Below are 12,506 nucleotides of genomic sequence, written 5' to 3'. Positions count from 1 at the left end.
TGCCAACTCAGCATTTTCTAAAAAGGCTGTTTTTCAATTATTTATGTTTTTGGGCGTAATATTATATTTTACTGATAACTGTGTGATTGTTTGATCTTTCCCCAATACTTCCAAGACAACTTTAGTCTTAAATTCAACGGTATATATTTTTCTCTTATTACTCATTTACATTTATCCTAAATTGCTCATTTATAGTTTAGCTACTTTAGGATCAAAATTGTTGTTAAAATTTCATGGGGTATTATAGATGATGACTCACATTTTTTAATTAAGAATGTTAAATATGTTGTTGAAGATGATAATCAAAAAATAAAATTAATACAAAATAATTTAGCAGCAGGTGTTTTGGTTGAAAACTATGATGAAATTTCAAAATGATTCTCTATGAGACAAGTAAAGAATATTTCTGCTAAGACTTTTCACGATAGGCAAACAGTTATTGTTTCAAAATATCTGAAGGATAGAACAAAAATAATTAATTTTTTAAAGAATCAGATTGATAAATATGTAAATATGGTCTTTAAGGATGAAAGTTAAAATATTACAAGAAATTGAGTACTAACATTGTAAATGTTATATTGAGTATTAATAGTTAAATTAATTAAGAATGGAAAGGGTTAATTATGAGAAAGTTAATTTTAAATATATCTGGTATTGCTTTGTCAATAGCTATGTTGTCATCCACGGCTATGGCTGATGATATTCCACCTGCTGGGTCTCTGCCTATTAGTAAGATTGTTGCTAATATATATTCTCAAGGGTATGATGGAATTAATAAAGTAGAATATGAGGATGGTGTTTATAAAGCAAAAGTTATCAATAAAGATGGCCAAGAACAGTATTTATACATAGATCCAACGACAGGTACTGTCCCAGCTAAGAAGTCTAAAATAAAAGAGATAAATATGAGTCAAGCAATAAATGCGGTACCTAAAGATAGATGCAAGACAATTACAGAGATTGATAACTCTAAAGGAGCATTTAAAGTAGAATGTCTAGATTCCAATAATCAAGAGGTTAAAGTAGTTATTGATGCAATAAGTGGAAAAGTTTCTCAAGTTAGATACGATGATTAAATAAAAAGGTTAATGCAATCATTTAAAAATAAATATCCTTTTTGTGTTGGTTTGACTTGATTATCTATGATTTGAAGTAAGCCTCTATTTAGACCAATCTGCAATTTTTCTTGAATAACATCATTAGATAAGAATGTTTGCTTTTCAAAAATATCTAAAGAAAAGCCATTTTTAAGTCTTAGTGTATTTAACATAAATTCATAAATTAAATTTTGTTGTGTTACTATATTGGAATCTTTTATAAAATTCTTGACTTGAGTGTATATCTTTGGGTGTTTATGCTTCCAGGATCTTTTTATTTCTTTTGTTTTAAGATCTGTGATTTTACTGTGAGCTCCTGCTCCAATTCCGATATAGTCGCCAAACATCCAATAGTTAGAGTTATGTTTTGATCTTAGATTGTTTTTTGCATATGCAGAAATCTCGTATTGTTTGTATCCCTTGTTATCAAGAAGCTTTTTACCGGCCAATTCAATATTTTCTAAAGTTTCCTCATCTGGGAGCTTTGGTGGCTTAGCTGCAAATAGAGTATTTGGTTCAATAGTTAGTTGATACCATGAAATATGTGTTGGTTGCATAGTTATAGCTTCTGAGATATCAAATATTCCATCATCAAGATTTTGGTTTGGTAAACCATGCATAATATCTATGTTAAAGTTTGAGATTCTTGATTTTTTAATTTCTTCGATAGTATTGTAGACATTTTGAGTATTATGAATTCTACCTAAGCTTTTGAGCTTTTCATCTTGGAAGCTTTGGACACCAAGAGATATTCTATTTATACCAATATTTTGATAACTTGATATTGAACCTCTCTCTATAGTACCTGGATTCATTTCTAAAGTTATTTCACAATTGCTATTAAGTCTAGCATTTTTACCTATATGTTCTAAGACTTTATTAAGATACTCTGGTTTAAATAACGATGGTGTTCCTCCACCTATAAAAATACTAATTACTTCTCTATCTTGTAGGTCATTAATATGATCATTAAAGTCAGTTATAAGTCGTTTGTAATATTGTTTAGATAGGTATAAGTCATCTTTTATAGCATGTGAGTTAAAGTCACAATATGGGCACTTGCGAACACACCATGGGAAGTGAATGTAGATGCTGATTTGTTCTTGTATGTTAAACATGATTTGAAGCAGTTATGTTTCTATTTTAATGCTTTTTATTTTCACTATTTATATAAAGTTTTTTCATTATATAAACAGGGCGATGTTTCGATTCTATAAATATTCTACCTATATATTTTCCAAGTATGCCAATACTGATCATTTGTAAACCACTAAGAAATAATAAAATAGTTATTATTGACGCATATCCAGGAACATGTATACCAAACAAAATTACTTTGGCAATTATAAAAAGGCCATATAAAAAAGCTATTAGCGCAACAAATATCCCTAGATATGACCAAATTTCTAAAGGAGCTTTGCTAAAGCTAGTTATTCCATCTATAGAAAATTTAAAAAGTTTAAAATAATTCCACTTGGTTTCACCAGCAATACGAGATTCTCTTTTGTGATAAAGAATTTTTTCTTTAAATCCTATCCAGGCAAATAGACCTTTATTAAATCTAATTTTTTCTTCCAAAGATAAGAAAGCATCAATTGCTTGACGATTAAGTAATCTATAATCTCCAGCATTAGGTATTAATTTTGTATCATCACTTATTTTATTTATAAGCTTGTAAAAAATACCAGCAGTTTTTTTCTTTGTGTTGCTATCGGTTTCCCTATTTTCTCTAACGGCAGTAACAACTTCATAGCCATCTAACCAATGCTTAATCATATCTGTAATTAATTCTGGAGGATCTTGTAAGTCAGCATCTATAGAAATTGCAGCATCGCCTGAGCAATTATCAAAACCTGCATATAAAGCAGCTTCTTTACCAAAGTTTCTTGAGAGATCTACAATCTTTATATTTTGATTTATTTTTTGTCTTTGTAGTAAATCATAAAGGGTGCTATCTGTGCTGCCATCATTTATAAAAACAAGTTCATACTTGACTGGAAGCTTCTCAACAATAGGTATAAGTCTATTAAAGAGGTGTTCTAAGCCATCATGTTCATCTTTGACAGGAATAATAATACTAACCAATTTCATCTTATTAAATCCATTTGAGAGTGGTTCACACAGTCATAGATCAGATTCTATACTAAATATCTTCTTTTGAAAAGGTTTTAAATACTTGGAGTGCACGTTTAGTTAATCCAGTTTTATTACTATTTTGTCTAATATTTGTTTATTATGCCGTTCGTCTTGTTTTAAAATCTAGAGCCGTAGCTATATTATCTACTGTTATTACAATGACAACAATAATGATTTTATTTGTTGGTAGATATTTGGATATAGACCTAGGTATAGCTGTATTTTTAAATTTAACTTTGCTCAGCTATTGGATAAGTTTAAAGTATGATGATAACTATAGGAAGAGTACTTACTGGCTTATTATAGCGTTTGTTTTTTCAGGGTTAGCTGTAATGACAAAGGGACTTATGGGAATAGTGTTTCCTATGGCTATAGTCGGAATATATTCTATAGTAATGCTAGAGTGGAAAAGATTACTTGATATTAGGCTATATCTAGGACTAATAATAGTGTTGGTTATATCTGTACCATGGATTGTTGCTGTAGATGATCGTTATTCTGGGTTTGCTTATTATTATATAATGGTTCAACAGGTATTAAGATATGCAACAAACTCCCAGGATAGAGATGTTTCTATTATTATTTATTTTCTTGCATCGATAGCTGCATTTTTCCCTTGGACATTCTTTTTACCTCAAGCTCTTAGAAAATTTTTCTCTAAGAAAAGTTTCAAAGATAGAAAAAATAATAAACTGGAGTGGTTTTTATTTATATGGGGAAGTTTTATCTTTGTATTTTTTGCTATGTCGAAGTCTTTTCTGTTTGGCTATTTAACACCTTTAATATTGCCTTTTGGAATATTGATAGCTATATATATTGATAAGTTGTCAAAAGGAAGTTTTTCTAAACTTGATAAGCTATCTATAATAGTTCCAACATTCTTATTTGCCTTACTGCCTATAGCAAGCATAGTAATTTTAGCCCTGCCTATGGTTAGAGGATATATTTGGCAAGTGGCAATTTTATTATTACCAATATTTATTATTTCAATACTCGCGACATTTATTCTTGTTAAGGCTATTAAAAAAAACAAGAGCTTAAAAAGGTAGTTGCTTGTTTTTCTGTAGTGATGATATTTGTAGCAAATTTTGGCTATTGGGTGGGAGCGTATTTAGATGGTAAAAATGTAGAAAAATTCGCAGATGATATAAATTTGATAGCTAAAAAGTATCTAAATATTAAGCTTTATACTAGCCATAGGTTTTATGAAATAGGGTTTTATACTAAAAAAATACCTGTGATGATAAATGATGAGCAAGAATTGGATTATGCTAAAAGTTTTAAAAATTCAGGTACGAAAAAATATATGATGACCTATGATGAATTTATAAGCACTTGGAATAGTTCAAAAAAATTAGATTTAATTATTATTAGAAATAAGCATAATACACATTTAAGAGAAAAAGACCATGCTTTTACAGATTATAAAAAAGATATTGATAAGAATAAGTTTTTTGTTTTAGATAGAACTAATTATGCAACATTAGTGGCAAATAGGAATATCTCAATTTAGGTTTTAAAGATTAAAAATTTACTTACAATAAAAGTATATACAGCAACCAGTCCCATAGTAATAAATAAAGCCAATAGATACTGTATTTTCAAAATATGTAGCAGTATATAGTAAATAGATTCGTTTAGAGCTAAGCCAATCATTACATTTATAAAAAATTGTGAAGCAGCTCTTTTATGAGATTTTGTTGTAGTTGAGAACGTAAGAAACCTATGACCAAAATAGCTAATATTAAAAGCAATCAAAAAAGCAAAGAAATTAGCTACTAATGGCTTAAAGATATTCAGTTCAACAAGTAACCAGACGATAATAAAGTTTGTTATTGAAGCTAAAATACCAACAAAGGCAAAGAAAATAACTTGTTTTTTTAACATTGTTTGTGGAGTTTTGATGCTGTTGTTTATATTATAACTATTAGTAACAATTTTATAAGAGAAAGTTGGGATGCAGATAATAAAATATCAATTAGGGATAGTAGAAAACCTACCTTCATCAGCGAAGTATATGATGTTTAATCTAAAAAAAGGCGTAGATATAAAGTTCGGCTTAAAGGTATTACAAAGATTTGTTGATGGTAAAAGTGCAGTCGCAGGTTTTGGTGGAGATCTTTTAGAGATGTTTAATATACCTAAAGATGAAAACTATCAAAGAGCTAAATTTAATAATGAAAGAATGTCAGATAATGATGGTTATGATTTAGTGTTGTGGTTGCGAAATGATGACATGGGTGAGTTATTTCATAATGCTGCAAATATTAGAAAAGCTCTTAGCGATTATTTTTCTTTTGAAAAAAATATTTCAAGCTATATATATCATGGTAAATATGATCTTTCTGGTTTTGAAGATGGAATAGAAAACCCAAAAGGTGAAGAAGAAGTCCCTGCTGCTATAGCTATGGATGGAAGCCTAGAAGGATCAAGTTTTTGGGTGCTTCAACAGTGGTTACATGATTTTGATTGGTTAAATAGTGCTAGCCAAACACGGAAAGAAGAATGCATAGGTAGGTCGCTAGACGACTCACATCAATTTAAAAATTTAAAAGATTTTGCTCATGTGAAAAGATCTGCAAAAGAGAATTTTGAACCAGAAGCATTGCTTCTGAGAAAATCTATGCCTTGGTCAGATGATAGTTTAGAAGGTGGTTTTATGTTTTCAGCATTTGCTCCTTCATTTAGATCTTTTAATCTACAGATGGGGAATATGCTTGGTGGCAATGATGGCATAATAGACGGAGTGTTTAAATTTTCTAAAATCATTCAAACTAGTTATCTATGGTGCCCGCCATTTAAAAAAGGTAGACTAGATATATCTTTGTTAAGATGTTGATAGTATTTTGAAAAAAATAATTGAGGAAGTTTATGAAAATTATAATTAAATGGTTTTTGGTTTTTTTAGTAATATTTATTGTGGTTGGCTTAGTTGTATATATTAAAGAGGAAAAATATATAAGACAAGAAACCATGCTAAATCAAAACCATCCCAAGCCTAAGGTAGTTCCGAATAAGCATTATAATAATAAAATAATTTTTATTAATTTGAATACACATACTAAAGATATACATACTAAAGATACACATACTAAAGATACACATACTAAAGATACACATACTAAAGATACACATACTAAAGATACACATACTAAAGAGAAAAAAAAGCTAGCTCAAGATATTATATTTAAAGGAAACTATATTAAGCTAGGGTTTGTTGTTGGGAACTATTCTAGTGGTGACGTATCTTTAGACCTTACAAAAAAGTCAGTAAAGGTGACATGTCCTAGTGGTTTTGCTATCTTTCCGAATATTGTAATTACTGATTTTGGCTCTCAAAGCGAGACCCTTAGATGTAATAGACAGGAAGGTTGCGATGTTTTTTTTGACATGTATATCAATGGGATTGGTTTTTTTGCTCAGGCACGAAATGAAGCTAAAAATTCTGTAATTAGTTTAGTTAAAAATGATAAAGATGGAGTTGGAGCTATATGTGTTAAAAAAGATCAAATAAAAGATTGGAAATAATTTTTAAATTTAGAATTTATTTGATGATAAGAGTTAAGGAAATTTATGCGAGGTGTAAAATATATATTAATAGTATTAATAATTACTAGTTTAGCTGCTTGTTCTAAGGGAAATAATGAAACAAGTCAAACTGTTTTATTTACAGGAGATTATGCAAGATCAGGATTTAAACCAGGTGCATATGGATCAGAACTAGGAGCTTTAAATTTATCTATTAATCAAGTTAAAATAACTTGTCCAGATGGTTATGTAATTCCTTCTACTATTGGTGAACTAAGTTTTGGCCCTAAATTGCCTCAGGCTACCTGCGATAGAAAAGGGGGTTGTCAAACAGTTACAGTATTACTAATAAATCCTAAAACTTTTTCTGTTAAAAAAGAGTCTGTACCTGCTGATAAGCTAACTTATATGCAAGCAAATAATAAGATAGCATTAGGGGCTGTGTGCGTTAAAAAAGATCAAGTGAAAAATTGGGTTTAGCCTTATAAAAAAGCGATATGTCAAAACTTGATTTGATGTAATCTTATTAGCTTCATCTTTACTTAATTCTGATGTTCTTCGAGCTTATAAGACATAAGCAGAATTTACTATAAAACCTAATTCAATTACCAGTTAATTTAGCTAGAGTTATTATTTTGTATAACTGTTTTTAGTTAGTGCCATTTGTTATTTTTGTATAGCTCCTTTGAAATTATATAGGGTTTTATGTTTTCTACTTTTAATTCTCCTTCTTTTAGACTTAAGGTTTTTTATCAAAGTTTTTCTAAAAGGGTATTATTATAATGTAGCTTAGAATAATTGATAAATATATCCAAAAATTTTGGTAATTGTGGCATAAGAAGTTAGATATCTTAAATTAAAGATAATATTTTTTTAAGCAGTTCTATATAAAGAGAGGAGTTAAAATCAAAGCTTTGAAGAGGTTTATTTTATATACAAATAAGCTTTTACAGGTTAAAATGTACCTGTATGCAAAAAAAATATGGTATCTACGGAGGTTAAAGCATGTCTGATATTAAAAATATCACTAAGCTGCAGATAGAAGATAAAGGAAATAAATATTCTCTATATAGCTTAAAGAAACTTTCTCAAGAACTTGGTAAAGATGTAAATCGTCTGCCATATTCAATAAGAGTATTACTTGAAAACCAACTAAGAAATATCGATGGTTACAAGGTAAAAGAAGAAGATATGAATAAGGTACTAGACTGGGATGCAAAAGCTAGTTCTAGACCTGAGGTTCCACATATGCCTGCTAGAGTTGTAATGCAAGATTTTACAGGTGTTCCAGCAGTAGTTGATTTAGCGGCTATGAGAAAAGCTATCAAAGATGCTGGTGGGAATGCTGATAAAATTAATCCCCTTGTAGATACAGCCATGGTTATCGACCACTCTGTTCAAGTAGATTACTATGGTACAAAAACAGCATTAGCGCAGAACGTAGCAAAAGAGTTTGAAAGAAACGGTGAAAGATATAGCTTACTTAAATGGGCACAAAAAGCATTTGATGATTTCACAGTTGTACCACCAGGAATGGGTATTATCCACCAAGTGAACCTAGAGTATCTTGCAAAAGGTGCATTGGTTAAAAATATAGACGGTGAAAGTATAATTTATCCAGATACGTTAGTTGGTACAGATTCTCATACTACTATGATCAATGGTGTTGGTGTAGTAGGTTGGGGTGTTGGCGGTATTGAGGCCGAGGCTGTAATGCTTGGTCAACCATACTATATGGTACTTCCTGATGTTGTTGGTGTAAAACTTACTGGTAAACTAAAAACTGGGGTAACAGCTACTGATTTGGTTCTAAAAATTACTGAAGTACTTAGAAAGCACGGTGTAGTAGGTAAGTTTGTAGAGTATTATGGTGAAGGTTTAGAGAGTTTGTCTCTACCAGATAGAGCTACTATTGCAAATATGGCTCCAGAGTATGGTGCTACTATTGGTTTCTTCCCTGTTGATGAAGTTACTTTAGATTTCTTTAATAACACTAACCGTAGTGAGCTTGTAGATGCTGCGCGTGAGATGTATAAAGAACAGTTACTATTCAGAGAAAACCCAGCTGAAGAGCCAGAATATTCTAGCGCTGTAGAAATTGATTTATCTGAAGTTGGGTCTAACCTTGCAGGACCTAAGCGTCCACAAGATAGAGTTGCTTTCCATGATATGAAGAAAGCCTTTGCAGAAGCTTTAGTCCATGAGCAAGGTTTACATGGCTTTGGTCTATCTAAAGAAGAGATTGAAAAATCTGTAGAGGTAAAAGGTCTTGATGAGTCTATTACACATGGTTCACTTGCTATTGCTGCAATTACATCATGTACAAACACATCAAATCCATCATTACTTTTAGGTGCAGGTTTGCTTGCTAAAAAGGCAAATGAAAAAGGCTTAAAAGTTAAGCCTTTTGTTAAGACTTCTTTAGCTCCTGGATCACAGGTTGTGACTCAATATTTAGAGAAAGCTAATTTACTTCCAGAACTTGAAAATTTAGGCTTTAACTTGGTTGGTTATGGTTGTACTACATGTATTGGTAACTCAGGACCATTAGATCAGCCTGTAGTTGATGCAATTGATGAGGCAGATCTTGTAGTAGCTTCTGTAAGTTCTGGCAACCGTAACTTTGAAGGACGTATTAACCCTTACGTTAAAGCGAATTATTTAGCATCACCAATTCATGTTGTAGCTTATGCTTTAGTTGGTACAGTTGATTTTGATCTGGTTGAAGATGCTATTGGAGTTGATGCTGAAGGTAATAAAGTGTATCTCGCAGATGTATGGCCAACTACTGAAGAAATTGCAGCTATTCAATCTGATGTGATTAATTCAGCAATGTTTGAGAAAGCATATGCGACAGTACTTGATGGTACACAAGATTGGCAAAAACTTGATGCTCCTGAAGGTAAGCTATATGAGTTTGATAAATCTTCCACTTATATTCAGTGCCCTAGCTTCTTTGAAAAGTTTGCAGAGGGTAATGATAATCTTGATATCAAAGGCGCTAGGACTCTTTTGATGTTAGGTGATTCTGTAACTACAGACCATATATCGCCAGCTGGTGCAATACCAGAAGAGTATCCTGCGGGACAATATTTAAAATCACATGGGGTTGAGAAAAAAGACTTTAACTCATATGGTTCTCGTCGTGGTAACCATGAGGTTATGATGAGAGGTACTTTTGCAAATATTCGTATTCGTAACCTACTTTTAGATAATGTTGAAGGTGGTTTTACTAAGTATCATTTCGATGGTTCTCAACAATATCTATTTGATGCTGCAATGAAGTATAAAGAGAAAGATGTTCCATTAGTTATTTTAGCAGGTAAAGAGTATGGAACTGGTTCATCTCGTGACTGGGCAGCTAAAGGTACTTTCTTACTAGGTGTTAAAGCTGTTATTGCTGAGAGCTATGAAAGGATTCATAGATCAAATCTAGTAGGTATGGGTGTATTACCTCTTGAATATGTTGATGGACAAAGTGCTAAAACTCTTGGTTTAGATGGTTCTGAAATGTTTAATATCAAAAACTTAAATAATATTCAGCCGCGTCAAAGAGTTGTTGTTGAAGCTGTACATCCTGAGACTGCTCATACAACAACATTTGAAGCTTTAGCACGTTTGGATGCAGATGTTGATGTTGATTATCTGAAAAATGGTGGTATTTTACAAACTGTTTTAAAAGACATGATGTCATCTGATACTTCCCAAAGCTCTAGTGCTACTGAATCAAAACCTTCATCAGAGTGCTCTTCAGAAACATCTTGTCCATTTGCTAAAATGGCAAATTTCTTTAAGAAAATATTTAAATAGTTTTTTCTCTTTTTATTAGATGTTAGTCTAATATCTTTGGATTATCCTTCCAGTATGTAACATTATTATTTTCTAGGTTAACCTTTATTCTATCTGTAGTATCTGGATGCTTCATAAAAAACACGATGGATATTGCTATATCATTTGTATGATTTTCAACTTGGTGGAGCTCATTTCTATCTAACTCTATTGTAGTCCCTTCATTAAATAACATTGGTTTAGCTTTTGGGAGTTTATGCTTAGATGGGTATGGTTTAGCTATACTACCATACAAGTATTGAGTTTCTAAACCTTGTATTGTTATCGATGAAGACCAGGTATCATGATTATGAATAGGAGTTGTGTAGTGTGCTCCCCATGCTTGTATGCTTAAGCAATGCTCATCTTTGGCATTTAAGTGTATAGGTAAAATGTAGAATCTGTCGTCATCAATATTTTTTCTAAAAAAAGATAAGTTAAACCAAGTATCTTTTGTTTTATATAGCTTTAGAAGCATTTCTTTTACTACTTCTTTTTTTTCTTCTAAACATTGTGATTTTTCAATTTTAGATATAAATGGGGTAGTTATTTCTGTAATTTGATTAAGCATTTTATTTACTTATTCAAAGTCGCTTTATAGTACATGACTTTAAATGATACCTTAACTTTATACTACCCCAATAAATTAAACAATATTTTCAATTATTTAGTTCCCATCTAAGCCGCCCGTTTTTCCAATAAGTTATCGTAATAAAATTCCATAGGTTTTTTATAATTGATAGACTCATGAAATCTTCTATTATTATAAAGATCTATATAATCATCCACATCGTTTCTTAGTTCAACAATGCCAGGATATTGATTTAAATAAAATCTCTCACATTTAGCACTTCTCCAAAATCTTTCGATGCAAATGTTATCAGTTGCTCTACCTTTAGCATCCATAGATATATTTATTTTATTATCAGATAATATTTTAATATGCTCTTTTGCTGTATATTGAGTTCCTTGATCAGAGTTAAAGATATCAGGTTTACCATATTTAAATAACGCTTCTTTTAACACACTAGTTGTTAGATGTGTATCCATAGTATTAAGAAATCTTCCAAGCTAGTATTTTCTTGCTATGCCAATCTATTATGGCTGCTAAATATGCATACCCACATTCTAGTCTAATATACGTGATATCAGCACTCCATACCTTATTAGCTTTATCTATAACAACCTGATTCGTCTCATTTTTAAATACATTAAGTAAGTATGGATATTTCTTGTGTTGCTTATTAATGACAGTTGTCTTTTTTTTAGGATACAATGCCTTAATACCCATGAATTCCATAGCACTTTTGATTAGCTTCCTTCCAACTAGAAATCCTAATCTATTTAGCAACTTTACTAGCCTTCTCGTACCATAATATGGATGTTTAGTATGTATCAAATCCATTGCATTTAATAGTCTAATATCATCATTACTATTAAATTTTGATATTGGTGTATAATAGTACACACTCTTAGATACAGATAATAGTTTAAGCTGATTATTTAAAGATAATTCTAGCTTAGTATCTACAGAGTTTACTCTATCATTTGATGATACCAAGCTTTTTAGCTTTCCCATTAAAAAATCCCTCTCTACTATTACCTCGACTAGTTTTTTACTTGTTGCATCTTTATCTTTTCTAAGCTCATCTATTTCCTGCTTATACTCCTTAACAACAGAGCTTTTATCAAATGCTAAGCAAGCATTAGATAAAAATTGCTGCTTCCAATTATGCACGTTTTTAGGAAGTAAATCATACTTACTTGCTATCTCATTAACTGTCATATCGCCTTCTAGCAATTCTATAATTACTTTAGCTTTAAAATCAGCTGTATACGTTACTCTTTTTTTACTCATTTATCTATTTCCTAATTTATCTAGTTAAGTTTAACATCTAGGAATAAAAATCTTTCTAA

14 protein-coding genes are annotated in these 12,506 nt (G+C 30.9%); 7 read left to right on the top strand and 7 right to left on the bottom strand.

The genetic code is table 11. The features are described 5' to 3' along the window. Window positions 1-33: 33 nt before the first annotated feature. Window positions 34-165 (bottom strand): transposase, encoded by a 132-nt coding sequence (locus tag CDV26_RS13740; RefSeq protein ID WP_169709695.1) that lies wholly within the window; start codon window positions 163-165, stop codon window positions 34-36. A 458-nt stretch (window positions 166-623) separates the two neighbouring features. Between CDV26_RS13740 and CDV26_RS10685 the strand changes: the two genes are divergently transcribed. Continuing rightward, window positions 624-1,076, top strand: a complete 453-nt coding sequence (locus CDV26_RS10685) for a PepSY domain-containing protein (protein WP_088773249.1) — start codon at window positions 624-626, stop codon at window positions 1,074-1,076. On the opposite strand, the gene hemW is transcribed toward CDV26_RS10685, so the two are convergent. Further along, the gene (gene hemW / locus CDV26_RS10680) at window positions 1,073-2,215 is read right to left on the bottom strand and encodes a radical SAM family heme chaperone HemW (RefSeq protein WP_088773248.1); all 1,143 of its coding nucleotides are present in this window, start codon (window positions 2,213-2,215) and stop codon (window positions 1,073-1,075) included. The genes CDV26_RS10685 and hemW overlap by 4 nt on opposite strands. Window positions 2,216-2,240: 25 nt before the next feature. Further along, a complete protein-coding gene (locus CDV26_RS10675; RefSeq protein ID WP_088773247.1) occupies window positions 2,241-3,188 on the bottom strand; it encodes a glycosyltransferase family 2 protein in 948 nt (315 codons plus the stop codon). Window positions 3,189-3,244: 56 nt separating this feature from the next. On the opposite strand from CDV26_RS10675, the gene CDV26_RS10670 reads away from it, so the two are divergent. Both CDV26_RS10670 and CDV26_RS10665 read left to right on the top strand, forming a co-directional pair. After that, window positions 3,245-4,282 carry a phospholipid carrier-dependent glycosyltransferase gene (locus tag CDV26_RS10670; protein WP_088773246.1) on the top strand — a complete coding sequence of 346 codons (1,038 nt, stop codon included), beginning with the start codon at window positions 3,245-3,247 and terminating at the stop codon, window positions 4,280-4,282. Window positions 4,283-4,332: 50 nt separating this feature from the next. Further along, window positions 4,333-4,746: a hypothetical protein gene (locus CDV26_RS10665; protein ID WP_157671613.1), complete on the top strand. Its 414-nt coding sequence runs from the start codon at window positions 4,333-4,335 to the stop codon at window positions 4,744-4,746. Here the strand turns inward: CDV26_RS10665 and CDV26_RS10660 are convergent. Beyond that, entirely contained in the window at window positions 4,743-5,120 is a 378-nt protein-coding gene (locus CDV26_RS10660) for a GtrA family protein (RefSeq protein ID WP_088773244.1), read from the bottom strand. The two genes, CDV26_RS10665 and CDV26_RS10660, sit on opposite strands and share 4 nt — an antisense overlap. Window positions 5,121-5,190: 70 nt before the next feature. Between CDV26_RS10660 and CDV26_RS10655 the strand changes: the two genes are divergently transcribed. The 4 genes from CDV26_RS10655 to acnA all read left to right on the top strand — a co-directional run bounded on the left by CDV26_RS10655 (window position 5,191) and on the right by acnA (window position 10,571). Further along, a complete protein-coding gene (locus tag CDV26_RS10655) occupies window positions 5,191-6,072 on the top strand; it encodes a Dyp-type peroxidase (protein WP_088773243.1) in 882 nt (293 codons plus the stop codon). Window positions 6,073-6,104: 32 nt separating this feature from the next. After that, window positions 6,105-6,761, top strand: coding sequence for a hypothetical protein (locus tag CDV26_RS10650; protein WP_088773242.1), 657 nt, complete (start codon window positions 6,105-6,107; stop codon window positions 6,759-6,761). Window positions 6,762-6,806: 45 nt separating this feature from the next. Beyond that, the gene (locus CDV26_RS10645; protein ID WP_088773241.1) at window positions 6,807-7,241 is read left to right on the top strand and encodes a hypothetical protein; all 435 of its coding nucleotides are present in this window, start codon (window positions 6,807-6,809) and stop codon (window positions 7,239-7,241) included. A 525-nt stretch (window positions 7,242-7,766) separates the two neighbouring features. Then, a complete protein-coding gene (gene acnA / locus CDV26_RS10640; RefSeq protein ID WP_088773240.1) occupies window positions 7,767-10,571 on the top strand; it encodes an aconitate hydratase AcnA in 2,805 nt (934 codons plus the stop codon). Window positions 10,572-10,593: 22 nt separating this feature from the next. On the opposite strand, the gene CDV26_RS10635 is transcribed toward acnA, so the two are convergent. The 3 genes from CDV26_RS10635 to CDV26_RS10630 form a co-directional block, all read right to left on the bottom strand. Continuing rightward, entirely contained in the window at window positions 10,594-11,160 is a 567-nt protein-coding gene (locus CDV26_RS10635; protein WP_088773239.1) for a hypothetical protein, read from the bottom strand. 107 nt (window positions 11,161-11,267) lie between these two features. Then, entirely contained in the window at window positions 11,268-11,639 is a 372-nt protein-coding gene (locus CDV26_RS13325) for an integrase core domain-containing protein (protein ID WP_245806447.1), read from the bottom strand. Window positions 11,640-11,643: 4 nt separating this feature from the next. After that, on the bottom strand, window positions 11,644-12,447 hold the full coding sequence (locus CDV26_RS10630) for a transposase (RefSeq protein WP_245806446.1): 804 nt from the start codon (window positions 12,445-12,447) through the stop codon (window positions 11,644-11,646). Window positions 12,448-12,506 lie beyond the last annotated feature (59 nt).

This window comes from Francisella halioticida (genome assembly GCF_002211785.1).
Classification (GTDB): Bacteria; Pseudomonadota; Gammaproteobacteria; order Francisellales; family Francisellaceae; genus Francisella; species Francisella halioticida.
The sequence above is the reverse complement of the archived record's forward strand: the minus strand, read 5'-3'. Positions and strand labels throughout refer to the sequence as shown.

What these genes read in the sequence shown, in the direction of transcription:
- acnA (WP_088773240.1), top strand. Translation starts at nt 7,767, where the DNA reads ATGTCTGATATTAAAAATATCACTAAGCTGCAGATAGAAGATAAAGGA.
- CDV26_RS10660 (WP_088773244.1), bottom strand. Translation starts at nt 5,120, where the DNA reads ATGTTAAAAAAACAAGTTATTTTCTTTGCCTTTGTTGGTATTTTAGCT.
- CDV26_RS10675 (WP_088773247.1), bottom strand. Translation starts at nt 3,188, where the DNA reads ATGAAATTGGTTAGTATTATTATTCCTGTCAAAGATGAACATGATGGC.
- CDV26_RS10685 (WP_088773249.1), top strand. Translation starts at nt 624, where the DNA reads ATGAGAAAGTTAATTTTAAATATATCTGGTATTGCTTTGTCAATAGCT.
- CDV26_RS10655 (WP_088773243.1), top strand. Translation starts at nt 5,191, where the DNA reads ATGCAGATAATAAAATATCAATTAGGGATAGTAGAAAACCTACCTTCA.
- hemW (WP_088773248.1), bottom strand. Translation starts at nt 2,215, where the DNA reads ATGTTTAACATACAAGAACAAATCAGCATCTACATTCACTTCCCATGG.
- CDV26_RS13325 (WP_245806447.1), bottom strand. Translation starts at nt 11,639, where the DNA reads ATGGATACACATCTAACAACTAGTGTGTTAAAAGAAGCGTTATTTAAA.
- CDV26_RS13740 (WP_169709695.1), bottom strand. Translation starts at nt 165, where the DNA reads ATGAGTAATAAGAGAAAAATATATACCGTTGAATTTAAGACTAAAGTT.
- CDV26_RS10650 (WP_088773242.1), top strand. Translation starts at nt 6,105, where the DNA reads ATGAAAATTATAATTAAATGGTTTTTGGTTTTTTTAGTAATATTTATT.
- CDV26_RS10630 (WP_245806446.1), bottom strand. Translation starts at nt 12,447, where the DNA reads ATGAGTAAAAAAAGAGTAACGTATACAGCTGATTTTAAAGCTAAAGTA.
- CDV26_RS10635 (WP_088773239.1), bottom strand. Translation starts at nt 11,160, where the DNA reads ATGCTTAATCAAATTACAGAAATAACTACCCCATTTATATCTAAAATT.
- CDV26_RS10645 (WP_088773241.1), top strand. Translation starts at nt 6,807, where the DNA reads ATGCGAGGTGTAAAATATATATTAATAGTATTAATAATTACTAGTTTA.